This is a genomic window from Candidatus Burkholderia verschuerenii, from assembly GCF_001189365.1.
GTDB lineage: Bacteria > Pseudomonadota > Gammaproteobacteria > Burkholderiales > Burkholderiaceae > Caballeronia > Caballeronia verschuerenii.
In genome coordinates this window covers 1-21,858 of sequence record NZ_LFJJ01000050.1, presented here as the reverse complement: position 1 = coordinate 21,858, position 21,858 = coordinate 1, and the positions used below count along the sequence as shown (strand labels likewise).

Annotated in this window: 23 protein-coding genes, 1 tRNA gene and 2 pseudogenes; 8 read left to right on the top strand and 18 right to left on the bottom strand. The window is 62.8% G+C overall.

The window, feature by feature from the left end:
• Positions 1-31 precede the first annotated feature (31 nt).
• Both BVER_RS11655 and BVER_RS11650 read right to left on the bottom strand, forming a co-directional pair.
• Positions 32-427: an OsmC family protein gene (locus BVER_RS11655; RefSeq protein WP_050453438.1), complete on the bottom strand. Its 396-nt coding sequence runs from the start codon at positions 425-427 to the stop codon at positions 32-34.
• Between the two features lie 136 nt (positions 428-563).
• Positions 564-1,430 carry a pirin family protein gene (locus tag BVER_RS11650; RefSeq protein WP_050453437.1) on the bottom strand — a complete coding sequence of 289 codons (867 nt, stop codon included), beginning with the start codon at positions 1,428-1,430 and terminating at the stop codon, positions 564-566.
• A 184-nt stretch (positions 1,431-1,614) separates the two neighbouring features.
• Here BVER_RS11650 and BVER_RS11645 point away from each other — a divergent pair.
• Positions 1,615-2,575: pseudogene (locus BVER_RS11645) on the top strand (LysR family transcriptional regulator).
• Between the two features lie 350 nt (positions 2,576-2,925).
• On the opposite strand, the gene BVER_RS11640 reads toward BVER_RS11645, so the two are convergent.
• From BVER_RS11640 to BVER_RS11605, 8 genes are all read right to left on the bottom strand, one after another.
• Entirely contained in the window at positions 2,926-3,348 is a 423-nt protein-coding gene (locus BVER_RS11640; RefSeq protein ID WP_050453436.1) for an ExbD/TolR family protein, read from the bottom strand.
• Positions 3,349-3,366: 18 nt separating this feature from the next.
• Positions 3,367-4,122: a MotA/TolQ/ExbB proton channel family protein gene (locus BVER_RS11635; RefSeq protein ID WP_050453435.1), complete on the bottom strand. Its 756-nt coding sequence runs from the start codon at positions 4,120-4,122 to the stop codon at positions 3,367-3,369.
• Between the two features lie 34 nt (positions 4,123-4,156).
• Positions 4,157-4,843 (bottom strand): energy transducer TonB, encoded by a 687-nt coding sequence (locus BVER_RS11630; RefSeq protein WP_050453434.1) that lies wholly within the window; start codon positions 4,841-4,843, stop codon positions 4,157-4,159.
• A gap of 302 nt (positions 4,844-5,145) precedes the next feature.
• Positions 5,146-5,388: a (2Fe-2S)-binding protein gene (locus BVER_RS11625; RefSeq protein ID WP_050453433.1), complete on the bottom strand. Its 243-nt coding sequence runs from the start codon at positions 5,386-5,388 to the stop codon at positions 5,146-5,148.
• Positions 5,389-5,564: 176 nt separating this feature from the next.
• Entirely contained in the window at positions 5,565-6,443 is an 879-nt protein-coding gene (murI, locus tag BVER_RS11620) for a glutamate racemase (RefSeq protein WP_050453432.1), read from the bottom strand.
• A 14-nt stretch (positions 6,444-6,457) separates the two neighbouring features.
• Positions 6,458-6,934 carry a bacterioferritin gene (gene bfr / locus BVER_RS11615; protein ID WP_050453431.1) on the bottom strand — a complete coding sequence of 159 codons (477 nt, stop codon included), beginning with the start codon at positions 6,932-6,934 and terminating at the stop codon, positions 6,458-6,460.
• A 202-nt stretch (positions 6,935-7,136) separates the two neighbouring features.
• Positions 7,137-8,660, bottom strand: coding sequence for a fumarate hydratase (locus BVER_RS11610; RefSeq protein ID WP_050453430.1), 1,524 nt, complete (start codon positions 8,658-8,660; stop codon positions 7,137-7,139).
• 48 nt (positions 8,661-8,708) lie between these two features.
• Positions 8,709-9,314 carry a TIGR00645 family protein gene (locus BVER_RS11605; RefSeq protein ID WP_083452152.1) on the bottom strand — a complete coding sequence of 202 codons (606 nt, stop codon included), beginning with the start codon at positions 9,312-9,314 and terminating at the stop codon, positions 8,709-8,711.
• On the opposite strand from BVER_RS11605, the gene BVER_RS32505 reads away from it, so the two are divergent.
• Positions 9,229-9,432, top strand: coding sequence for a hypothetical protein (locus BVER_RS32505; RefSeq protein WP_198155226.1), 204 nt, complete (start codon positions 9,229-9,231; stop codon positions 9,430-9,432). The two genes, BVER_RS11605 and BVER_RS32505, sit on opposite strands and share 86 nt — an antisense overlap.
• A gap of 94 nt (positions 9,433-9,526) precedes the next feature.
• On the opposite strand, the gene BVER_RS11600 is transcribed toward BVER_RS32505, so the two are convergent.
• Positions 9,527-10,426 carry a DMT family transporter gene (locus BVER_RS11600; protein ID WP_050453428.1) on the bottom strand — a complete coding sequence of 300 codons (900 nt, stop codon included), beginning with the start codon at positions 10,424-10,426 and terminating at the stop codon, positions 9,527-9,529.
• Positions 10,427-10,780: 354 nt separating this feature from the next.
• Between BVER_RS11600 and acs the strand changes: the two genes are divergently transcribed.
• The 4 genes and pseudogenes from acs to BVER_RS11580 all read left to right on the top strand — a co-directional run bounded on the left by acs (position 10,781) and on the right by BVER_RS11580 (position 15,194).
• Positions 10,781-12,763, top strand: a complete 1,983-nt coding sequence (gene acs, locus BVER_RS11595; RefSeq protein WP_050453427.1) for an acetate--CoA ligase — start codon at positions 10,781-10,783, stop codon at positions 12,761-12,763.
• Between the two features lie 80 nt (positions 12,764-12,843).
• Positions 12,844-13,170 (top strand): DUF4212 domain-containing protein, encoded by a 327-nt coding sequence (locus BVER_RS11590; RefSeq protein ID WP_050453426.1) that lies wholly within the window; start codon positions 12,844-12,846, stop codon positions 13,168-13,170.
• Positions 13,167-15,051: pseudogene (locus BVER_RS11585) on the top strand (sodium:solute symporter family protein). The gene BVER_RS11590 and the pseudogene BVER_RS11585 overlap by 4 nt, the downstream one beginning before the upstream one ends.
• Before the next feature lie 53 nt (positions 15,052-15,104).
• Positions 15,105-15,194: transfer RNA gene (locus BVER_RS11580), tRNA-Ser, on the top strand.
• Here the strand turns inward: BVER_RS11580 and BVER_RS30060 are convergent.
• From BVER_RS30060 to traA, 7 genes are all read right to left on the bottom strand, one after another.
• Complete coding sequence (locus BVER_RS30060; protein WP_083452151.1) at positions 15,162-16,790, bottom strand: recombinase family protein; 1,629 nt, start codon at positions 16,788-16,790, stop codon at positions 15,162-15,164. The two genes, BVER_RS11580 and BVER_RS30060, sit on opposite strands and share 33 nt — an antisense overlap.
• A gap of 77 nt (positions 16,791-16,867) precedes the next feature.
• Positions 16,868-17,200, bottom strand: a complete 333-nt coding sequence (locus tag BVER_RS11565) for a type II toxin-antitoxin system HicB family antitoxin (RefSeq protein WP_050453423.1) — start codon at positions 17,198-17,200, stop codon at positions 16,868-16,870.
• On the bottom strand, positions 17,197-17,451 hold the full coding sequence (locus BVER_RS11560; RefSeq protein ID WP_050453422.1) for a type II toxin-antitoxin system HicA family toxin: 255 nt from the start codon (positions 17,449-17,451) through the stop codon (positions 17,197-17,199). Before BVER_RS11560 ends, BVER_RS11565 begins: the two co-directional genes overlap by 4 nt.
• Before the next feature lie 13 nt (positions 17,452-17,464).
• Positions 17,465-17,755, bottom strand: coding sequence for a hypothetical protein (locus BVER_RS11555; RefSeq protein WP_198155225.1), 291 nt, complete (start codon positions 17,753-17,755; stop codon positions 17,465-17,467).
• Positions 17,748-17,969 carry a helix-turn-helix transcriptional regulator gene (locus tag BVER_RS11550; RefSeq protein ID WP_050453421.1) on the bottom strand — a complete coding sequence of 74 codons (222 nt, stop codon included), beginning with the start codon at positions 17,967-17,969 and terminating at the stop codon, positions 17,748-17,750. The genes BVER_RS11555 and BVER_RS11550 overlap by 8 nt, the downstream gene beginning before the upstream one ends.
• 129 nt (positions 17,970-18,098) lie before the next feature.
• Positions 18,099-19,484, bottom strand: coding sequence for a hypothetical protein (locus BVER_RS32500; protein WP_198155224.1), 1,386 nt, complete (start codon positions 19,482-19,484; stop codon positions 18,099-18,101).
• 72 nt (positions 19,485-19,556) lie between these two features.
• Positions 19,557-21,071: a Ti-type conjugative transfer relaxase TraA gene (gene traA / locus BVER_RS32495; protein ID WP_198155223.1), complete on the bottom strand. Its 1,515-nt coding sequence runs from the start codon at positions 21,069-21,071 to the stop codon at positions 19,557-19,559.
• Positions 21,072-21,251: 180 nt separating this feature from the next.
• On the opposite strand from traA, the gene BVER_RS11540 reads away from it, so the two are divergent.
• Positions 21,252-21,578 (top strand): conjugal transfer protein TraD, encoded by a 327-nt coding sequence (locus BVER_RS11540; protein ID WP_050453420.1) that lies wholly within the window; start codon positions 21,252-21,254, stop codon positions 21,576-21,578.
• 1 nt (position 21,579) lies between these two features.
• A complete protein-coding gene (locus BVER_RS11535) occupies positions 21,580-21,807 on the top strand; it encodes a conjugal transfer protein TraD (RefSeq protein WP_050453419.1) in 228 nt (75 codons plus the stop codon).
• The last annotated feature ends 51 nt before the right edge of the window (positions 21,808-21,858 follow it).

The window sequence follows — 21,858 nt, the reverse complement described above, 5'->3', positions numbered from 1 at the left end:
CTTAGATGTTGCGCGATGCCTGCTCGCGCGCTCAAGAGCTCAGCCCGAATTCGATGTGAATCGCGCCGGACAGGATCTTGTGCACGGGGCACGCATTCGCGATTTGCAATAGCCGTTCCCGCTGATCGGCGTCGAGCGCACCGTCGAGCGTGATCTGGCGATCGATCTTCGTGCCATCGGCCGTGCTCGTCATCGACAGTTCGACGCGCACCGATTCGAGCGGCCAGCCCTTGCGCTTCGCATACATGCGCAGCGTGATGCTGGTGCACGCGCCGAGGCTCGACAGCAGCAGGGCGGGCGAATCGGGCGCCAGGTCGCCGCCGCCGAGGCGCTCGGGTTCGTCGGCGAGCCAGGTGTGCGTGCCGTCGTCGAGGCGGACCTGATAATCGGCGTCGCCCACGGTGGCGATCACGGTCGTTGCGGCCATGCATTACTACTGCGTTGAATGGAACTGACGAGTAAGAACGGCGCGGCTCGAACGGTCATTGTGACGTAATGCTCCCGTTCCTGCCGCGCCGTTTCGCCTGATTGCGCTGACTTTCGATCCGACGATTGTCGCGACGTCAGTGCGTGATCGCGCCCATGCGTCCCGCCTGATAGTCGATCACGGCCTGACGGATCTCGTCTTCCGTGTTCATCACGAACGGGCCGTAGCGCACGACCGGCTCTTCCAGCGGCACGCCGCCAATCAGCAGCACCTCGACCGCTTCGTCGCCCGCCGCGAGCGTGATGGTGTCGGCATCGTTCTTGAACAGCACCATCTGCTGCGCGCGCACCGGCTGCGCATGCGGCCCGTACAGACCGGTGCCCGACAACGCATACGCGAACACACGAAAATCCTTCGGCACGCGATGCTCGATCTTCGCGCCCGGTTGCAGCGAGAAATGCTGATACAGGATCGGCGTGCGCGTTTCGATCGCGGCCTTCACGCCGAGCGCTTCGCCCGCGATCACCTTGACGCTGACCTTGCCGTCCTCGCTCTTCGCGACCGGAATGCCCGCCGACGGAATCTCCTGATAGCGCGGCTCGATCATCTTGTCGCGTTTCGGCAGATTCACCCACAGTTGCAGGCCGTGCACGCGGCCGACGTGACGCGTGAATTCCTCGCCGGGCATTTCGCTATGCACGACGCCCGCGCCGGCGGTCATCCATTGCACGTCGCCGGGACGCAGCGTACCGGAATGCCCGGCCGAATCCTTGTGACCGAATTCGCCTTCGAGCATGTAGGTGACCGTCTCGAAACCACGATGCGGATGATCCGGCGTGCCCTTGGCTTCGCCCGGCGCGTAGTCGACCGGTCCCATCTCGTCGAGCAGCAGGAACGGGTCGAAATCCATCATGAGACGGGTCGGAAAAGGACGATGCACGACGAATCCGCCGCCTTCAACGGTGCGGACCGCCGGAATGATGCTGGAAATAGTGCGGCTCATGGCTGTGTTCTCTCGCGTCGCAATAAGGGAATAGCGTTAAATTTGAAGCATAGAGCTATTATATGGACCGAATTCCCGGGTAAAAGACGTCGCGGCGCAATGGATTGTCCCGCTGGCGATAACGACCGCCGCATTTTCAGCGCGGCGCACAATATCTCGATAACAGGCCACCACGAGCGCGAGCATGAAAGCGGAATCGCACGACCTCAATGATCTGATGTATTTCTCGCATGTCGTCGAACACGGCGGATTTTCGGCGGCGGAGCGCGGGCTCGGCATTTCCAAGTCGTGACTGTCTCGGCGCGTGTCGGAACTGGAGGCCATCGGGCGTGCGGCTGTTGCAGCGCTCCACGCGCAAGCTCGCGCTGACGGAAGCCGGGCAGCTCTTCTATCAACACTGTCAGGCGATGCTCGCGGAAGCGCGCGCCGCCGTCGACGTCGTGCAGAGCCTGCGCGATTCGCCGCGCGGCACGGTGCGCGTGAGCGTGCCGGTGACCATCGCGCAGACATTTCTGTCGATGGTCATGCCGGATTTCATGCATCGCTATCCGGAAGTGCGCGTGGTGCTGCGCGTGACCAATCGCGTGGTCGATCTGTTCGAGGATGCGATCGATGTCGCGTTGCGCGTGCGGTCCGAGCCGCCGGCGAATTCGAACATCGTCGCGCGCCCGTTATGGCGCACCGAGCAGATGCTGGTCGCCGCGCCCTCGCTGCTCAAGCCCAACGCGCCGCCCATGACGCCCGCCGAGCTGGCGCAGTACGACACCATCGACGTGCCCTCGGCCGATGGCCGCCACGTCTATCGGCTGATCGCGCCGGACGGCACGCGTCACGAATTCGAGCACGAGCCGCGTCTGGTTACCGCCGATCTGTCGATGATCCGCGAAGCCGTGATGCGCGGCGTCGACATCGCGGCCCTGCCGGAGATGATGTACGGCGCGCCGCTGCGCACCGGCCAGCTATCGCCGGTGATGCCGGGCTGGACGTTTCCGTCGCCGCAACTGTATGCGGTGTTCTTGTAGCGGCAGGGCATGGTCCCCGCAGTGCGCGCGTTCGTCGATTTTCTTGTCGAGTCGATCGGTAGCGGACAACGCTTTCCCGGAGAATGTCCCGTTCACGAACGGCCCGAACGCGAAACGGTTTGAACTGATTGCGCGCTGTCATTCGTTTATGACATTGAAGCGCGCGTTTGCGATGGACAGATTCAATCGCCTGAACCTTGAACCGGAAAAATCGCAGCAGTAGACTGAAGATCCTTTCGCTAAGGAGCTCTTATGCGGAAACTCACGGCTACTCTTATAGTTAGCCTTCTCGGGTTGATCGCGCTGTCCGTGTCGACCACGGCTGCCGCATGTGGAGATTCTGCGGGTTCCAACTATTGAGCCCAAAGTGATCGCCTCGCCCGAACGCGCCGAGTGCGCACGAAAAAAGGCCTTCATCCGACGATGAAGGCCTTTTACTTTATGCGCCTGTTCTAGCGCGTATTTGCCGTCGCTTACTTGCCGTTCTTCGGCTCGGTGACGAAACCGATCTTCGTCAGACCGCCGGATTGCGCCGCCGACATCAGATCGGCGACTTTTTCGTACGCCACCAGACGATCCGCGCGCAGATGAATCTCGGGCTGCGGATTCTGCTGCGCCGCCTGCGCGATGCGCGCGTTCAGCGTCGCTTCGTCGACCGGCTGATCGTCCCACAGCGTGGTGCCGTCGGCCTTGATCGCGATATTCACATGCGCGGGCTTCTCGTCCTGCGGCTGGCTGCTGGCGTGCGGCAGATCGATCTTCACCGCATGATGCATGGCCGGAATGGTCACGAGGAAAATAATCAGGAGAACGAGCATGACGTCGACGAGCGGCGTCATGTTGATCTCGCTCATCATGCCGTCGTCTTCATCGCCGGCGAAAGGGCTCATGGCCATGATGCGAACCTCCCGCGCTTACGAAGAAGCGGACGCGCGCGGCGCGAGACGCAGATTGTCGGTGCCGTTCTTCGCGCGCTTGGCGGACGAATTGAGCTTCGCGCCCGTGACGAAGAACGCGTGCAGGCCGTGCGCGAAGCGGTTCAGCTTCGTGACGATGCTCTTGTTCGCGCGGGTGAGGGCGTTGTAGCCGAGCACGGCGGGAATCGCGACGAACAGGCCGAACGCGGTCATGATCAGCGATTCGCCGACCGGACCCGCGACCTGATCGATCGACGTCTGTCCCGTCGCGCCGATGGTCAGCAGCGCGTGATAAATCCCCCACACCGTGCCGAACAGACCCACGAACGGCGAGGTCGAACCGATCGACGCCAGCACGGCGAGACCGGCCTGCATGCGGCCGACGCCTTCGTCCATCGTGTCTTTCAGGCAGCGCGTGATCCAGTCGGACACGTCCATGCGGTCATGCAGATGCGGCTGCGTCTGCGTGTGATGGTCGGCCGCGTCCTGACCCGCCAGCGCGAGCGCCAGGAACGGGTTGTCGGCCGGGCTCGACGACTGGCTGCCGAGCTTCTTGATGCCGTCGTTGAAATCGTCCGAATGCCAGAAGGCTTGTTCGGCGTTCTTGGTCAGACGCTTCAGACGCACCACGTTCCACGCCTTCACGATGATGACCGTCCACGACAGCACCGACATGATGACCAGCGCGAGCGCGATGCCCCGTGTGACGAAGTCGCCTTGCGCCCAGACGTGCGCAATCCCGTAGTTTTGCATTTTCCCTATTCCTGTATTCAAAAATTAAATCGGATCAGTTGTCGAGACTGAAGACGAATGGCACCGTGGCGGTCGCGCGAATCGCTTCGCCGTTCTCTTTGTACGGGCTGCACGCGCTGCCGCGCACAGCGTCGAGCGCGGCGTCATCCAGCCGCGACAAACCGCTGCTTTTCTGCAGCGTGACGTTTTCGATCTTGCCGCTCAGGCCGACCGTGAGACGAACCGTCGCCGTGCCGGTTTCGCCGCGGCGTCGGGCCATCGCCGGATACTCCGGCTGCGCGATATTGCACGACAGATGCGCGACGTTTTTCGGCGCGGCCAGATCCATCGTCGGCTTGCCGATGGCGGGCGCGGCGATCTGCGACGGCGCTTCTGTGACCGGCATCGGCGTGGGCTTTGGTTCGACCTTGGGCTTGACCTTCGGCTTCGGAATCGGCTTCGGAATCGGCTTCGGTTCGGGCTTCGGCACCGGCTTGGGCGGCGGCGGCGTTTCGACGGCGACAGGCTGCGGCGCGGGCTGCGGCGTTTCGCTGATCAGCATCGCGGTAATCGCCTTGGCTTCGATCGGGCGCGGCGGCAGGTCGTTGCGCATCGTCATCGCGACGCCCAGAAGTCCGGCGTGAAGCGCGATCACCAGCGCGATGGCCGCGATCAGGCGCGGATTGCCGCTCGCGGGCGGCGCAGTCTGGAACGTGACGGGAGAGGTGGTCGGGGACTGCATTCTTAGCGGCTGCCTGCGATAAAGCGCTGCCGGCGGATCACGCTGCCATCCAGAACGACACTAGGTGCTGGCTCGGCGAAGGAGAAACCAAACGACGTCATTTTCGGAAAATTAGCAGGGAAATAAACAGGGTGGTCACGAAACCAATCAGCAATTCCATCTTTCCCTCCGCAGGATAAAGGAGATGCGTGGCTGGCTAGTAACCGGATGCTGGAAGGGTACCTGGCTCGCGGAGCGCGATTCGAAGCGATTCGAATGATTCAAACGGCCGAAAGACGAACGGCGCGGGATACCACGGTTTTTCAGGCGGCCTTGCGCTCGTAGAACATCAGCGGCACCGGCTGCGCGATCTCGCGCTGCTCGACGCCGCAGCGCGACGCGCACACGCCGCTTTCCGCCATCACATCGCGCACGCTTTCTTCGCACTTGCCGCAGCACATGGCGACCCCGAGCTCGAATTGCAGTTCGTCGAAGGACGCCGCGCCCTCCGCGATGGCGGCACGGATCTTTCGGTCGGATACTGATTTGCAGACACAGACAATCATGATTGCGTGCGATAGCTTACGTTAATGCGAATTATTATCATTCAGTATGGTCACAATTGCAAGCGGGGTGCTGTGTTTTTTGTAACACATGGCGAAGGTGCGTGAGCTTTTTGCCTAAAGCCTTGTTCGACAAGGGTTTTCAGGCGACGACGAGCGTTTGCCGAGGTAAGAAACCCTCAGGCGATGTCGGGTTCAGGAACGGTCGTGCGGCGGGAAGGGATGACGACATGCTCGACGGGCGCGTCGAGTTGCAGCAGGGAGGCGACGAGCTGGCGCTGGGATTCGCCGTCGGCGGTGGAGCAGAAGCGGGGCAGCGTATCGGGCGGCGCGTCGTTCTTCAGACCGCCCGAATCCAGAAGACGGTCGAGTTGCCGCGCGATGGCGACGCTCGTATCGACGATCTGCAGCCGCTCGCCGGCGATATCGCGGATCGCGCGATCGAGGAAAGGGTAGTGCGTGCAGCCGAGCACGAGCGTATCGGCGCCGGCGTCGAGCATCGGCGCGAGATAGCTTTCGAGCAGCGCCATCAGATGCGGCGAGGAGGTATCGCAGCGTTCGACGGCTTGCACCAGTCCGTGACCCGGCTGGCAAAGAAAGCGGCAATCGGCGGCGTAGCGATCGAGCAGCGTCTGGAAGCGCGCGGAGCGCAAGGTGACTTGCGTGGCCAGCACGCCGATCACGCGCGATTTCGATATGGCCGTGGCCGGCTTGACGCCCGGTTCGACGCCGACCAGCGGAATGGCATGCAGTTCGCGCGCGCGCGCGATGGATTGCGCCGTCGCCGTATTGCACGCGACGACCAGCGCCTTCGCGCCTTGCGCGGCGAGCCAGCCGCAAATGGCGACGGTGCGATCGACGATGAAGTCGTCGTCCTTTTCGCCGTACGGCGCGTGCAGAGAATCCGCAACGTAGATGAGGCGCTCGTGCGGCAGAACCGCGCGCACCGCGCGCAGCACCGACAAACCGCCCAGACCGGAATCGAAAATGCCGACCGGCGCGCTCGCGTTCGCGGCGCGCGGGGTCGGATTCAACGGGGATACAGCGTCAGAAGACATTCAAAGCAGAAGAATTACTCGCCTTCGCCCATCATAGTCTGTTGGTAGTTCTGGATGCCGACCTTCTTGATCAGATCGAGCTGAGTTTCGAGCCAATCGATGTGTTCTTCGGTGTCGTCGAGGATTTTCTCGAAGATTTCGCGCGACACGTAATCGTGCACCGATTCGCAATACGCGATGGCTTCCTTGCAGGTCGACTGCGAGATTTGCTCGAGCTTCAGATCGCAGCCGAGGATTTCTTCGGTCTCTTCACCGATCAGCAGCTTGTGCAGGTCCTGCAGATTCGGCAGGCCGTCGAGCATGAACACGCGCTGGATGATCCAGTCGGCGTGCTTCATTTCGCCGATCGATTCGTCGTACTCGTGCTTGCCGAGCTTTTCGAGGCCCCAGTGCTTGTACATCCGGGCGTGCAGGAAGTACTGATTGATTGCGGTCAGTTCGTTCTTCAACTGCGCGTTCAGATATTCGATGACTTTGGCGTCGCCTTGCATGATTGTTCCTGTTTTGTGACGTAGGGCTGTTGAAAAGATAAACCTTGAGCGTGACAAAGCCAAGGTTGAGAAGAAAATTTTCCTGCTGGATAAAACTGAGAATGAAAACCGCTCGCGACTAGCGGCGTTTCAATGAAAAGAGCCGGGCGGATTGCCCGGCTCTCGTCATGCGAAAGCGTTCAAAAACCGCCTTCGGACAGCCTTATGCGACGGCGACCGGAATCTTGCCGATCTTCGCCTGCCATTCGGCGGGGCCGGTCTTGTGGACCGACGTGCCGCTCGAATCGACCGCCACCGTCACCGGCATATCCTGCACGTCGAACTCGTAGATGGCTTCCATGCCGAGGTCTTCGAATGCGAGCACCTTCGCTTCGCGAATCGCCTTCGACACGAGATACGCGGCGCCGCCCACGGCCATCAGATACGCCGCGTTGTACTTCTTGATCGCCTCGATGGCGACCGGGCCGCGCTCGGCCTTGCCGATCATCGAAATGAGGCCGGTCTCTGCGAGCATCATCTCGGTGAACTTGTCCATGCGCGTGGCCGTCGTCGGGCCTGCCGGGCCGACCGCTTCGTCGCGAACCGGATCGACCGGGCCGACGTAATAGATCACGCGGTTGGTGAAATCGACCGGCAGCTTTTTACCCTTGGCGAGCATGTCGGCGATGCGCTTGTGCGCGGCGTCGCGGCCCGTGAGCATCTTGCCCGACAGGAGCAGCGTCTGGCCCGGCTTCCACGAAGCGACTTCTTCCGGCGTCAGCGTGTTCAGATCGACGCGCTTGCTGGTTTCCGTGTTCGGCTGCCACGTGACGTCCGGCCATGCGTCGAGCGAGGGCGCGTCGAGTTTGGCAACGCCCGAGCCATCGAGCGTGAAGTGCGCGTGACGGGTCGCCGCGCAGTTCGGGATGATCGCGATCGGCTTCGATGCAGCGTGCGTCGGCACGGCCATGATCTTGACGTCGAGCACGGTGGCGAGACCGCCGAGACCTTGCGCGCCGATGCCGAGCGCATTGACCTTCTCGTGCAACTCGACGCGCAGTTCCTCGATCCAGTCCTGCGGACCGCGCGCGATGATGTCCTGAATGTCGATCGGGTCCATCAGCGATTCCTTCGCCATGACCATCGCCTTTTCAGCCGTGCCGCCGATGCCGATGCCGAGCATGCCCGGCGGGCACCAGCCCGCGCCCATCGTCGGGACGGTTTTGAGCACCCAGTCGACGATCGAATCGGACGGGTTCAGCATCGCGAACTTCGACTTGTTTTCCGAGCCGCCGCCCTTGGCCGCGACCTGCACGTCGACCTTGTCGCCCGGCACGATCTCGTAGTGGATCACAGCGGGCGTGTTGTCCTTGGTGTTCTTGCGGCCGCCTTCGGGCGGCGACACGATCGATGCGCGCAGCACGTTGTCCGGGTTCAGGTAACCGCGGCGCACGCCTTCGTTGATCATGTCGGTGACGCCCATCGTCGCGCCGTCCCAACGCACGTCCATGCCGACCTTCACGAACACCGTGACGATGCCCGTGTCCTGGCAGATCGGGCGCTTGCCTTCGGCGCACATGCGGCTGTTCGTGAGAATCTGCGCGATCGCGTCCTTCGCGGCCCGGCTCTCTTCGAGTTCGTACGCGCGGCCGAGCGCCTGAATGTAATCGAGCGGATGGTAATAGCTGATGTACTGGAGCGAATCCGCAATGCTCTGGATCAGGTCTTCCTGTTTGATGACGGTCATGGCTAGCACTCTGGGGACGGAATTATTGTGTGAGCGTTCGGCGACGCTTCACTCGATAGCTTTCTGCGGCGGCACGAAGGATTCGTCGTGAAAATGCCGCGTATGCGTATGCGTATGCGTGGTCAGCTTGTCGACATACGCCATGATCAGCGCGGACACGAGGAACGCGACATGGATGATCACCTGCCACAAAACCGTGTGGAAGGTGTGCTGATCGGGGTTGATGAACGTCTTCAGCAGATGGATCGACGAAATGCTGATAAGCGCCATCGACAGCTTGACCTTGAGCACGCCCGCATTGACGTGATCGAGCCATTCGGGCTCGTCGGGATGGCCTTCCACGCCGAGCCGCGACACGAACGTTTCATATCCGCCGACGATCACCATGATCAGCAGATTCGAGATCATCACCACGTCGATCAGGCCGAGCACGACCAGCATGATGTTGGTTTCATCCAGCGTCATCGCGTACGTGACGAGGTGCAAGACTTCTTTCAGAAACAGCACGACGTAGACGCCTTGCGCGACGATCAGGCCGAGATAGAGCGGCACCTGGAGCCAGCGGCTCATGAAGATGATTTTCGGCAGCGCTTTCATCGGACCGGGACGCGAGGAGCCGGCGGGCGATGCGGACGGGTGCTTGGGTGCGGACATGGGCGGCGTGATGTTTCGGGGCGAGGCGAAAATGATGACGGACGACTATGACGGATCGAGCGGCGCGCGAGAACGCAGGCGGCGCGGCGCAGGACGCGCGGCGGGCGACATGCGGTAAAAGCGGCGCTCTCGGAAGGCGCGCTATTGTAACGCGTCGGCGCGCCGGGCCGCCCAAACTCTTCGGAATACGCTGAAGAATCGTCCGTCGAAACTCACAAACCGCTTTCACCGGGCACGGTCGCGGCAGACCGCGCCTTGAGACTCGCCAGCCCGATTCCCGCCACCACGCACGCCAGCGCGACGCCGTGCGCGAGCGTCGGCCGTTCGCCCAGAAACGCGATGCCGTACAGCGCCGCCGCGATCGGCAGCACCGCGCAGAACACGCCCGCGAGACTGCCGTCCACATGGCGGATGCCTTTCATCCACAGCCAGAACGAGAAGATGCTTGCCGACAGTCCGTACCAGACGACCAGCGACCATGTGCCGATATCGACGCTCGTCCAGTCGAAGCCGACGAGCGATGTCGCGCCGAGCGGCAGCATCAGCAGAAAGCCGATGGCGTGCGTGTACGCGCAGATATCGATGGCGGGCAGCGTCTGCGTGAGACGGCGCGACAGGATCACATAGAGCGATTCGCAGCACACGGCGCCCAGCATCATCAGATTGCCGGCGAAGGAACCCGCGTCCGAATCGCCGCTCTGCGCGACGTTGATGACCAGCACGCCCGCGATCGCCAGCGCAATCGAGGCCAGCGCGCGTCCGCCCGGTTTCTCCTTTAGAAAGATCCACGCGAACAATGCGACCGTCGCCGGAATCGTGCTCGTGATGACGCCCGCCGCGACCGCGCTCGTGCGCGCGACGCCGTTGAGCATCAGGAGCGTGAAGCCGAAGGTGCCGAAGAACGCCTGCAGGAACAGGTTGATCCATTCGCCGCGCGCGACGCGCTTCATCTTCGATGGACGCAAGAGCGGCCACAACACCGCGTGCGCGATCACGAAGCGCATCAGCGCGAACAACGGCACGGACACGCAAGCGACGATGGACTTGCCGATGCCGACGTTGCTTCCGACGAGCAGCATGGCTGCGATGAGCAAAAAGGCGTAGCGATTCAAGCTGGATACCGCGCGACAGGGAGTTCAGTTACGATGCTGGAGACGCATTGTAGAAGCCGCGCCGACTCGGTGTATACCCCGTGCGAATCGGGCGCGGCACGTAAGAAGCGGGTAAGTTCATGGGCTTATCTTGCATTGCATCCGCGATGTCCTTCGTGATACCGCTTGTTGCATCTTGAGACACCGGCTGCTGCGAACGGACGCACTCGCGCGGCAGACGGCACAACGGAGACAAGGTTCGGACCGGGAACGCCTCTCGCTTCCTGCTATCGAATCTCATAACACGCGACCTGCGAGGCCCATTCAGCGACTCGCACGCCGCAGGATTTGGAATCACCATCAGAGAGGTTGTCGATGTCTGCGATCGAATCGGTTCTTCACGAAAAACGCATCTTCCCGCCGTCGGAAAAATCCGTGGCGGGCGCGGCCATTTCCGGCATGGAGGCGTACAAGGCGCTCGCCGCGCAAGCCGAACAGGATTACGAAGGCTTCTGGGCCGGTCTCGCCCGCGAAACGCTCGCCTGGCACAAGCCGTTCACCAAGGTGCTCGATGAATCGAAAGCGCCGTTTTATACGTGGTTCGAGGACGGTGAGATCAACGCGTCGTACAACTGTCTCGATCGTCATGTCGAAGCAGGGCGCGGCAACGACAACGCGATCATCTTCGAATCCGACGACGGCACCGTCACCAACGTCACGTATCAGGACTTGCTCGAACGCGTGTCGCGTCTCGCCAATGCGCTCAAGAAGCGCGGCGTGAAGAAGGGCGATCGCGTCGTCATCTATATGCCGATGTCGGTCGAAGGCGTCGTCGCGATGCAGGCGTGCGTGCGCATCGGCGCGACGCACTCGGTCGTGTTCGGCGGCTTCTCGTCGAAGTCGCTCAACGAGCGTCTCGTCGATGTCGGCGCGGTCGCGCTCATCACCGCCGACGAACAGATGCGCGGCGGCAAGGCGCTGCCGCTGAAGAGCATCGCCGACGAAGCGCTCGCGGCCGGCGGCTGCGAAGGCGTGAAGAATGTCATCGTGTACAAGCGCACGGGCGGCAAGGTCGCATGGACCGAAGGCCGCGACGAGTGGATGCAGGAGATCGTCGCCGACGAATCGCCCAAGTGCGAGCCGGAATGGGTCGGCGCGGAGCATCCGCTATTCATCCTCTACACGTCGGGTTCGACCGGCAAGCCGAAGGGCGTGCAGCACAGCACGGCGGGCATTCTGCTGTGGGCCGCGCAGACGATGAAGTGGACCTTCGACATGAAACCGGGCGATATCTTCTGGTGTACCGCGGATATTGGCTGGATCACGGGGCATAGCTATATCGCGTACGGGCCGCTTGCCATCGGCGCGACGCAGGTGATGTTCGAAGGCGTGCCGACGTATCCGAACGCGGGCCGCTTCTGGGAGATGATCCAGCGTCACAAGGTCACCGTGTTCTACACCGCGCCGACCGCGATACGCTCGCTGATCAAGGCATCGGAAGCGGATGCGAAGGTGCATCCGAAGAGCTATGACCTGTCGTCGTTGCGCATCCTCGGCACGGTCGGCGAGCCGATCAATCCGGAAGTGTGGATGTGGTATCACGAGAATGTCGGCGGCGGAAAATGTCCGATCGTCGATACGTGGTGGCAGACCGAAACCGGCGGCCACATGATCACGCCGCTGCCGAGCGCGACGCCGCTGGTGCCGGGTTCGTGCACGCTGCCGCTGCCGGGCATCATGGCCGCCATCGTCGATGAAACCGGTCAGGACGTGCCGAACGGGCAGGGCGGCATTCTGGTCGTCAAGCGTCCGTGGCCGTCGATGCTGCGCAATGTCTGGGGCGATCCGAAGCGTTATCAGACGAGCTATTTCCCCAAGGAACTCGGTGGCAGGCTGTATCTCGCGGGCGACGGCGCGGTGCGCGACAAGGAAACCGGCTACTTCACGATCATGGGCCGGATCGACGACGTGCTGAACGTCTCCGGCCACCGTCTCGGCACGATGGAAATCGAGTCAGCGCTGGTGGCGAACCCGATGGTCGCGGAAGCTGCGGTCGTCGGCCGTCCGGACGATACGACGGGTGAAGCCGTTGTCGCGTTCGTCGTGCTCAAGCGCGCGCGTCCGGAGGGCGATGAAGCAAAGCAGATCGCCACCGAACTGCGCAACTGGGTCGGCAAGGAAATCGGCCCGATCGCCAAGCCCAAGGACATCCGCTTCGGCGAGAATCTGCCGAAGACGCGTTCCGGCAAGATCATGCGCCGTCTGCTGCGCTCGCTCGCGAAGGACGAGGAAATCACGCAGGACGTCTCCACGCTCGAGAATCCGGCAATTCTCGATCAGCTTGGCGAAGCGCGTTAAACCCACCACGACTGCCGTTCTTTAACAGCGCGGCGGTCGATCCGTATTGCCTGTGTTGTGCGGTTTTGATAAAAAACCGCATGTCCGATTCCGCCACTCCAAGCCTTCCCGCACAGCCGCCCGTGTCGGCGGCGATGGCGCGCGCGCATCGCCAGTATTGGCGCTTCAATGTCGCGCTGATCGGCGTGCTGCTGGCGATCGGCTTCGTCGTGTCGTTCGGCTTGCCGTTCTTCGCACAACGCTTCGAGCACGTCCGCGTCGCGGGCTTTCCGCTGCCGTTCTACTTCGGCGCGCAGGGCGCGATCCTTGTCTACGTCGCGCTGATCTTCGTGTATATCGTGCTGATGCAGTTCACCGATGCGCGTCTGCTGCGCGTTACCCGTGCGGAACAGCGCGACGCGGCATGAAGCTCACGAACCGACTCATCCTCGCCTACGCGCTCTATACGCTCGGCTTCCTGTTGTTCATCTTTCTGATGGAGCGGATCGAGCGCACGACCGGGCCGGGAATGTGGATCGGCTACGTGTTCCTGTTCGTGCCGATCGCGGTCTACGCCGTGATGGGTTGTTGTCGCGCACATCCGATCTCGTCGAATACTACGTCGCGGGACGGCGCGTGCCGTCTGCGTTCAATGGCATGGCGACGGCGGCGGACTGGCTGTCGGCGGCGTCGTTCATCGGGCTGGCGGGATCGATCTACGCGAGCGGCTACGACGGCCTCGCGTACGTGATGGGCTGGACCGGTGGCTACTGTCTCGTCGCGTTTCTGCTCGCGCCGTACGTGCGCAAACTCGCGCGCTACACGATTCCCGATTTTCTCGGCACGCGCTTCTCCAGCAACCTCGTGCGCGGGCTCGCTGCCATCGCGGCGATTCTGTGTTCGTTCGTGTATCTGGTCGCGCAGATTCAGGGCATCGGGCTGATCGCGTCGCGGTTTATCGGTATCGAGTTTTCGATCGGCATTTTCTGCGGGCTGGCGGGCATTCTGGTGTGCTCGTTTCTCGGCGGCATGCATGCGGTGACGTGGACGCAGGTCGCGCAGTACATCATCCTGATCTCGGCGATGCTGATTCCCGTCTCGATGATCGCGCATCGCGAAAGGCTCGGCTGGCTCCCGCAACTCAACTATGGCCGCGTGATGGAGCGCGTCGAGAAGCTCGATCGCGAAGTCGCGCTGTCGCCCGACGAAGCGCATGTGCGCGCCGACTATCAGCGGCAGGCGGCGCGCATGCAGCAGCGGATCGATGCGCTGCCGAAGTCGTTCCACGACGAGCGCACGCGTCTGGTGAACGAAATCGCCGACCTGCGCCGCCACAATGGTCCGCTGCGCGAGATCGACGCGCGCGAACGCGAACTCGCCGCTTTTCCGCACGATCCCGCCGATGCGCAAGTCCGCTGGTCGCGCGAACGCGATGCGCTGAGCGAATGCGTCGCCGCGCCCGTGCCGATGACCGAGGCGTTCGCGCCCGGTTCATCGGCCGATGGCTGTTCTTTGTCGCGCTGTTTTATCTGACGGTGCCGGTACTGGCGGTGCTGATCAAGCACGAGATTCTGACGGGCATCGTCGGCCATCGATTCGCGGATTTGCCGCAGTGGGTGACGCAATGGCGGCGCGTGGAGCCGTATCTGATTCGCATTAGCGATGTGAATGGCGATGGCATCGTGCGCTGGGCGGGCATTCAGATGCAGCCGGATATGGTGGTGCTCGCCGCGCCCGAAATCGCCGGACTGCCGTACGTAATTTCCGGACTGATCGCGGCGGGCGCGTTGGCGGCGGCTTTATCGACCGCCGATGGCCTGCTGCTGACGATCGCCAACGCGCTGTCGCACGACGTCTATTACTGCATGGTCGATCGACGCGCGACGAGCCAGCGGCGCGTGACCATTTCGAAGATTCTGCTTTTGGGCGTGGCGCTGCTCGCGTCGTATGTGGCGTCGCTCAATACCGGCAACATTCTGTTTCTGGTCGGCGCGGCTTTTTCGCCGGCGGCGTCGAGTCTGTTTCCGGCCTTGGTGCTCGGCGTTTTCTGGAAGCGCACGACGCAGCGCGGCGTGGTCGCGGGCATGATCGCCGGACTGGCCGTGTGCATTTATTACATCGTGTCGACGTACCCGTTTTTCGTGCAATTGACGGGCTTCGCCGGGCCGCGCTGGTTCGGCATCGAGCCGATCAGTTCGGGCGTATTTGGCGTGCCGGCGGGCTTCGCGGTGGCGATCGCGGTGAGCTTGCTGGACCGGAAACCCGATGCGTACACCCGCGCATTGGTCGATTACATCCGACATCCATAAGTCACAGGAAAGGGTGGCGGGATGCATGGAACTTGGTATAATCGCGGTCTTCCGGAGAGATGGATGAGTGGTTTAAGTCGCACGCCTGGAAAGCGTGTATAGGGTAAAACCTATCGGGGGTTCGAATCCCCCTCTCTCCGCCACTTCAGTCCCTGAGTGGGCACTGAGTTTACGCTGTTTTTTCCGCTCAACACCTGTAGCAGCCGGGATTTCGATCCCATGATCCTGACTTCGCCTTCTGCGACCTCGACGCGCTGTGCCAGCGCGCGGAGATGGTCGCGGCGGTAGCCGCCGCCGTCCAGCCGGATACGCTGGCGGGCGGTGTCCGCGAAGGCACGGACCATTTGCGGCGTGACGGCCTTGGCTCCCGAACTGTCGAGCATGGCCTGCGCCCGTTCGGCGTCGGCGCTGGCCTGATCCCGGATCGCCTTGAGGCCGTCGATGCGGTCTTTCAGCGCCGGGTCATGGATGTCGGCCACGCCAGCTTCGATGGCATCGTAGAGGCGTTTGAGGCGTAAGTCCGATTCGGTGGCCCGCTTTTTGAGTTCGGCGATATGCTCGCGGTGACGCTCGCCCTGCTCCTGCCGTCGGTCGAGAACGCTGGCGAGGATGGTTTCCAGCCGCGCGGGTTGCAGCAACTGCCCCTCCAGATGGGCCGCAACCAGATCGTCCAGCTTCTCCATCGGCACCGCCATGCCCTCGCAGGCGGTTGGCCCCTGCCGCGCTTTGATCGAGCAGGCATAGTAGCGGTAGCGCCCGCTCTTGCCGGTGCGGATGGTCATAGCTCCGCCGCACTTGGCGCAATGGATGAGGCCGGTCAGCATGGTCGGGCCGCTGATGACGCGAGCGGGCATCACTTTCGGATTATGGGCCTTGAGCAACGCCTGAATGGTGTCGAACATCTCCCTGTCGATGATCGGCGGGACCGGGACAGTGACGATCTCGCTGACAGGTTTCAGTTCCTTGGTCTTGCTGCGTTTGTTGAACTCATGCTCGCCCATATAGGTGCGACGTGTCAGGATGCGGTGAACCTGCCCGATGCCCCAGCGTCCGCCATCACGGGTGAAGATGCGGCGACTGTTGAGGTAGGAGACGATGTTCTTGACGCCCATCTGGCCGGTGGTGCCGTCGCCTTCCAGCGCAAGCCGATAGATCAGCCGCACCGTGTCAGCATGCAGCGGATCGATTTCCAGCTTCTTCTTGACCTTGGCCCCGCGCTGTTCGGCGGCGACAACCCGGTAGCCGATAGGAGGAAGAGCACCGTTCCAGAAGCCTTGTCGGGCATTCTCCTTCAAGGCACGGATGACGTGCTTGGCGTTTTCCTTGGACTGGTATTCATCGAACAGCGCCATGATCTGCCGCATCATGACGTGCATGGGGTCATCCCCCATTTCTTGTGTAATCGAGACCAGCTTGACGCCGTTCTTGGCGAGCTTGCGAACGTAGAACTCCAGCTCGAAATGGTCGCGGAAGAAGCGCGAGAAGCTGTGAACCACGACGACATCGAACGGCGCGGGCTTGGTCGTGCCGGCCTCGATCATGCGCTGGAACTCGGGACGGCGGTCATTGGTCGCCGATGCACCGGGTTCTACAAAGGTTTCGACGAGCTGGTAGCCGCGCGCAGCGCAATAGGCTTCGCCCTGCCGCTTCTGGTCGGGAATCGACACGTCATGCTCGGCCTGCGCCGTCGAGACGCGCAGATAAAGGGCGGCGCGCAGTGGCACGGTGGAAGCGGTCATGTTCGATCTCCTTTTTTCAAACAGGTTCGGGGACCGAGACGGTTCGGCCTCACATGCGCGCCTGCGCACCATTCCCGCTATTCAGCGGCCTCCCTGATCGTGCCGACGATCCATTCATTCAGGCTCTTGCCCGCCGCTGCGGCGGCAATGACCGCCGCCGCATGATCCTCGGGATCGAGGCGGACGTTGAACTTGCCGGAGAACTTCCGGCGCGGCTCGATCCCCTTTTCCCGGCACATTTCGAGATAGACGGCCAGCGACTTGCGGCCTTCCTCGACCAGATCGCGCACGCCTTCGGCATAGAAGTCAGCCCCGCCGTTCAGGCCGACAAACTCGCCGCGCAGCATCTGAATCTCTGGATCGAAAGCGATGACCGCCTTTTCCCCATTGATTTCGACGACGTTGTTCATGTCTTCACTCCGTGTTCGTCCAGCCATTTCCGGATGCTGGCAACCGCACCTTTGTCCGTATCCGGTGAAGGATGCGGACGATGAAAGACCCGCACTTCGCCGAACAGGAACACGCCCACGCGTGAACCTTCCCGTTCGCTGATCTCCGCCCCGAGGGCTGCAAACAGCGCCTCGATGTCGGCCCAGCGGATTGAGCCGTTGACCGGGCGGGCGAAGATCAATTCCAGCGTGGCTCTGTGACGCTTTTTCATGGAGTGGAAAGTATCATTTTATAGTACCATTTTCAAGCTCGATTTCGACCCTGACATTGCCCTCAAGGGGCGGAGCCGAACAATTCATCAACAGGTCGCCGAACCAGCGGTCGAACACCTCGATTTCGGCATCGGTGACGGGGACGGGATCGGGCCAGTCGTCGGTGACGGTCCATGTGCCGAGGTCGTGCTTGGGCGGGCGGCCCATTTGCACGCGGTAGCCCAGCAGTTCCTCAAGCTGCTCCGACGCCGTGGGCGGCCTGACGCGCCGTGGGCCGCCTGTTCGATCCGCGCCGTCAGTCATCGAAGTCGAACTCGTTGCGGGTCCGGGGACGCCACACGGTGGGGTTCGCCACCCAACGGCTGATCTCGGATGCGTGCCAGCCCGCGCTATTGGCGCTGATCTTGAGTTGGGCGGGGAACGTGCCCTCCCTGATCTTTCGGTAGATGGTGGACTGTGACAGTCCGGTCAGCGATTTGACGGTCTCCATTCGGACGATACGCTCTGGTTCGCGCATGGCTTTGCTGCCTCCTGCTGGTTGTTTCCAAGCCAGTCAGAAAGAAGAATTTCCGTTATGCAACAGTTATTTATGCGCTATCGGGGTGTGGCGAAGTATAGCGAAGAAACGACGGCAAATAGGACGGTTTCAAATTCCGATCCCACGTCCCCGTCCGAGGTCGATGCCGGCGTGGAAGGCGATTTCGTCGCCGAGACGACGGCCTGAGTCGAACGCGATGCCGAGTTCGCGCTTGCGGTTGGCAAGCAGGGATTCGAGCTGCGGATCGCGTTGCAGGCTGTTCGCCATGTCGCCCATCGCGCGCCGCGTGGATTTATAGCCGGACATGTCGCCCGCCTCGTACTGGCGCTGGCTGGTCTGGCCGAGTTTCTGCCAGCGCTCAATGAAGCGATCGGCACGGCTGTTCGGGCTGATACCCGCATCCGCGTCTCGCCCGGTGCGGATTTCCGTTTCGAGTTGCAGGGCGCGGATGGTGCGCCCGATCCTGCCGGTTCCCGCTTCACGGGCGAGGCCGTTGTCCTTGCTGTAAGCGGCCTCCGCATCCTGCCAGCCATGCGGACGGACCTTATCGAAGGCATCCCGTGCCGCACCGAGTTCGCGCCGCTGCTCGGCGGACGGCGTAAGCCCCTGCCGCTTGGCCTCCATGATCGCATCGGATGCCCGGGCATGGCGGACGAGCGCATCTGTGCGGGCCTTGCGCAACGCCGCCTCCGGGTCCGCCCTTTCCTTTTCCGGCCCCTTCACCTCGCCTGTGCCAGGCACTGCCTTGTCGGTGGGCGTTGCCGGGAGGTGCAACCCGTCGAACATGCCGCCGATCCGCTCGCGCACCTTCTCCGGCACAACCTTGCGCACGATCTCGGCGACGCGCTCGCGGAAGCGGATGCCGCGCCGCTCAGCGTAAGCCTGCGCCGGCTCGTAATCCGACGCCATGTCTTTCGCCCGGTCACGCGACAGGGTGCGGGCGAGCCGGTCCCGATCGCCGAAGTCGTCGCGACCGTAATGCAGGTCCATGCCGTCGCGGTGGCGGGACAGGGCGACATAGCTGCCGTGGGCGTCCATGCCCGGCGTCGCCAGAACATGGGTGCGGTCCACGGTCATGCCCTGCGCCTTGTGGATGGTCGCCGCATAGCCGTGGTCGATCCGGTCATAGTCTTTCAGGTCGAAGGCAACTGAGCGGCCATCGTCGGTACGCACGGTCATGCTCTGGGTGCTGACCGCCTCTATCGTTCCGAGCGTTCCGTTCTTCACACCAAGGCTGCGCTCGTTTTGCAGGAACATCACGCGGTCGCCGCTGGCGAACCTGCGTTCGCCCCGTTCGACGGTGACGCGAACGTCCTCGCCCAGATCACCCGCCGCCCGCATCCGGTCGCGGGCGGCCTCGTTGAGTTCGCGCACCTCGGCGTTGGTGTGGGTGAGGATGATGCGGCTGCTGTCTGGCGAAGCCTGCCGGTCACGGTCCCAGCTGTCGATCAGATCGCCGCGCGCCTGCTCGCGGGTTTCGGCGGCATGCAGCATACCGTGACGCTCATAGGCATGGATCGCCGTCCCCGTCCTGCCGGTCGCCAAATCGCGGGTGGCGTCGCGCTGTCAGTCTTCCCGCTGGCGGCGCACCTCGCCGATCTCCGCGCCACCGTGACGCTCGTGGATCGACCGGAATGCTGCGCCCGCCTCGATCGATTGCAGTTGCTGCGGATCACCGACCAGCACCACTTTCGCGCCGGCCTCGGCAGCATGAGACAGCACGCGCTCCAGCTGCCGCGTGCCGACCATGCCGGCCTCGTCGATGACCAGCACATCGCGGGACGTGAGCATATCGTGGCCGTTCTTCCAGCCATGTTCCATACTGGCGATGGTGCGCGACGCAATGCCCGATCCGCTTTCGAGGTTTTCCGCCGCGATGCCGGACAGCGCCACACCCTTGACCTCGTAACCGGCCGCGCCCCACGCTTGCCGGGCAACACCGAGCATGGCGCTCTTTCCCGTCCCGGCGTAACCGACGACAAGAGACAGATCGCGCCCGTCCGTGACATGCGCCAGCGCATCGGCTTGCTCGCCGGACAGGACAAGGCTGCGCCGTGCGGCATCGGACAACGCCGCCAGCCGGTCTGCGTTCTTGACCGCGTGGCGTTCGCGTTCCGCCATCAGGTCTGCGGCGCGATGCAGGCGCTGTTCCGCCTCGATCATCTCGCGGGTGGTGAACCGGTCGTTGCCGAAAGCATCCTTGCCGAGTTCGATTAGATGGGGGGCGTTGCGCATCGCGCCCATGACCGCGTTGAACTGGTCCATCCCGTCGCTGTGCCGGTGCGCGAACATCGCCATATCCCGGCGCGTAAAGGTCGATTGCTGATGGGTGATGGCGTCCAGCGCCACACCCGGATCGGCGATAATCCGCGCGCCGTTGTTGCGCGCGATCTCGCGGTACATCTCGGCGCGGTCGGCGGCTTCAATGCCTTCACCCTCGATGCGCTGGGCCGGTGCGCCAATTTGGCTTTGCGGCTCAAGCGCGATGCCCTGTGCTTCAAGGCTGCGATGGTCGATGCGGGCGTCGATGTCGAGTTCGGCCAGTCTTTCGTTGGCGATCTCGGCCCAACGCTCGCGCCAGCGCTCGACCATCTCCGTGCGGTTCCAGTCGCGCACCTTCGCGCCGAAGCCGGTCCCGTCAACCGAGCGCATGGTGAGCATCACATGCGCGTGGGGCTTGGGACTGCCGTCCTCGGCAAAATCCCAATGCACGTTGAGATCGGAGATCATCCCCTGATCGACGAATTCGGACTGCACGAAGTCGCGGGCCAGTTCGATGCCTTGCGCCTGCGTCAGTTCGCGCGGCAGGGAGAATTCGACCTCGCGGGCAAGCTGGGCGTCCTTGCGCACCTCGACGGCCTCGACCTCGTTCCACAGCCGTTCGCGGTCGGAAAGATGCTCGGGCGCGTCGTCGGGCAGCAGCACCTCGGAATGCACGACGCCGCGCTTGGCGGAAAAGTCGTGGCTGCGGTCAAGGCGCTCGTCGCGCAGCCGCGAGCCGGAGCGGTAGGCGGCGGACGCCACCGCGCTGGAGCCGGCCTTACGGCCGATGACCTTGACGTGAAGATGATAGATCGCCATCGCGATCAGATCATCTACACCTCTGAGCGCACGTCGGAACGACGTATAAGCGCGCCCTCGAAATGAATTTCTCGGGACCGGTCACGCCGTGTCAGACCGTTCCGGCGACATTACAGCATTCCGCGACATGCTCAACTATCATCGCTGCATCGATCACTTGCGACCGGAAAGGAAACGACGATGCGCAAACCACGGGACTACGATGCCGAACTGAAAGCGCTCGATGACAGGGCGAAAGAACTCAAGACGCGGAAGGTGCAGCAACTCGGCGAACTGGTCATCGCCACTGGGGCCGACACGCTCACGCTCGACGAACTGGCAGGCGCATTGATCGTGCTGGCAGAGACGAAGGACGGCGCGAGACGGGAGGCGTGGGCGAAGCGCGGAGCGGCGTGGTTTCGGGGACGGTCGCGGCGATCTGCATCGGCAAATGATGACGACGACAACAGCGCTCAAACGCAACCGCGCAGCGCGCAATCGCCATCAGGGACAGAAGGTGCGGCATGACATGCGCGATTGGCAGGTCGAGCGCCGCAAGCGCACGCGGCATCTGATCGAACTCGGCGGGCTCGTCGTCAAATCCGGCGTCGTGGACCTGACGGGCGATGACCGCGCCGTCATCCTCGGCGGTCTGATCTGGATGGCCGACAAACTCAGAAGCGATGACCGCGACAAGGCGCGTGCGCTCTGGGCCGAAAAGGGGAAAAGCGCGTTCGCGGACGACAATAAACCATAGACGCCAATCGCTGCACGGCAAGCGTCAACCGACCCGATATAACCGATGGCG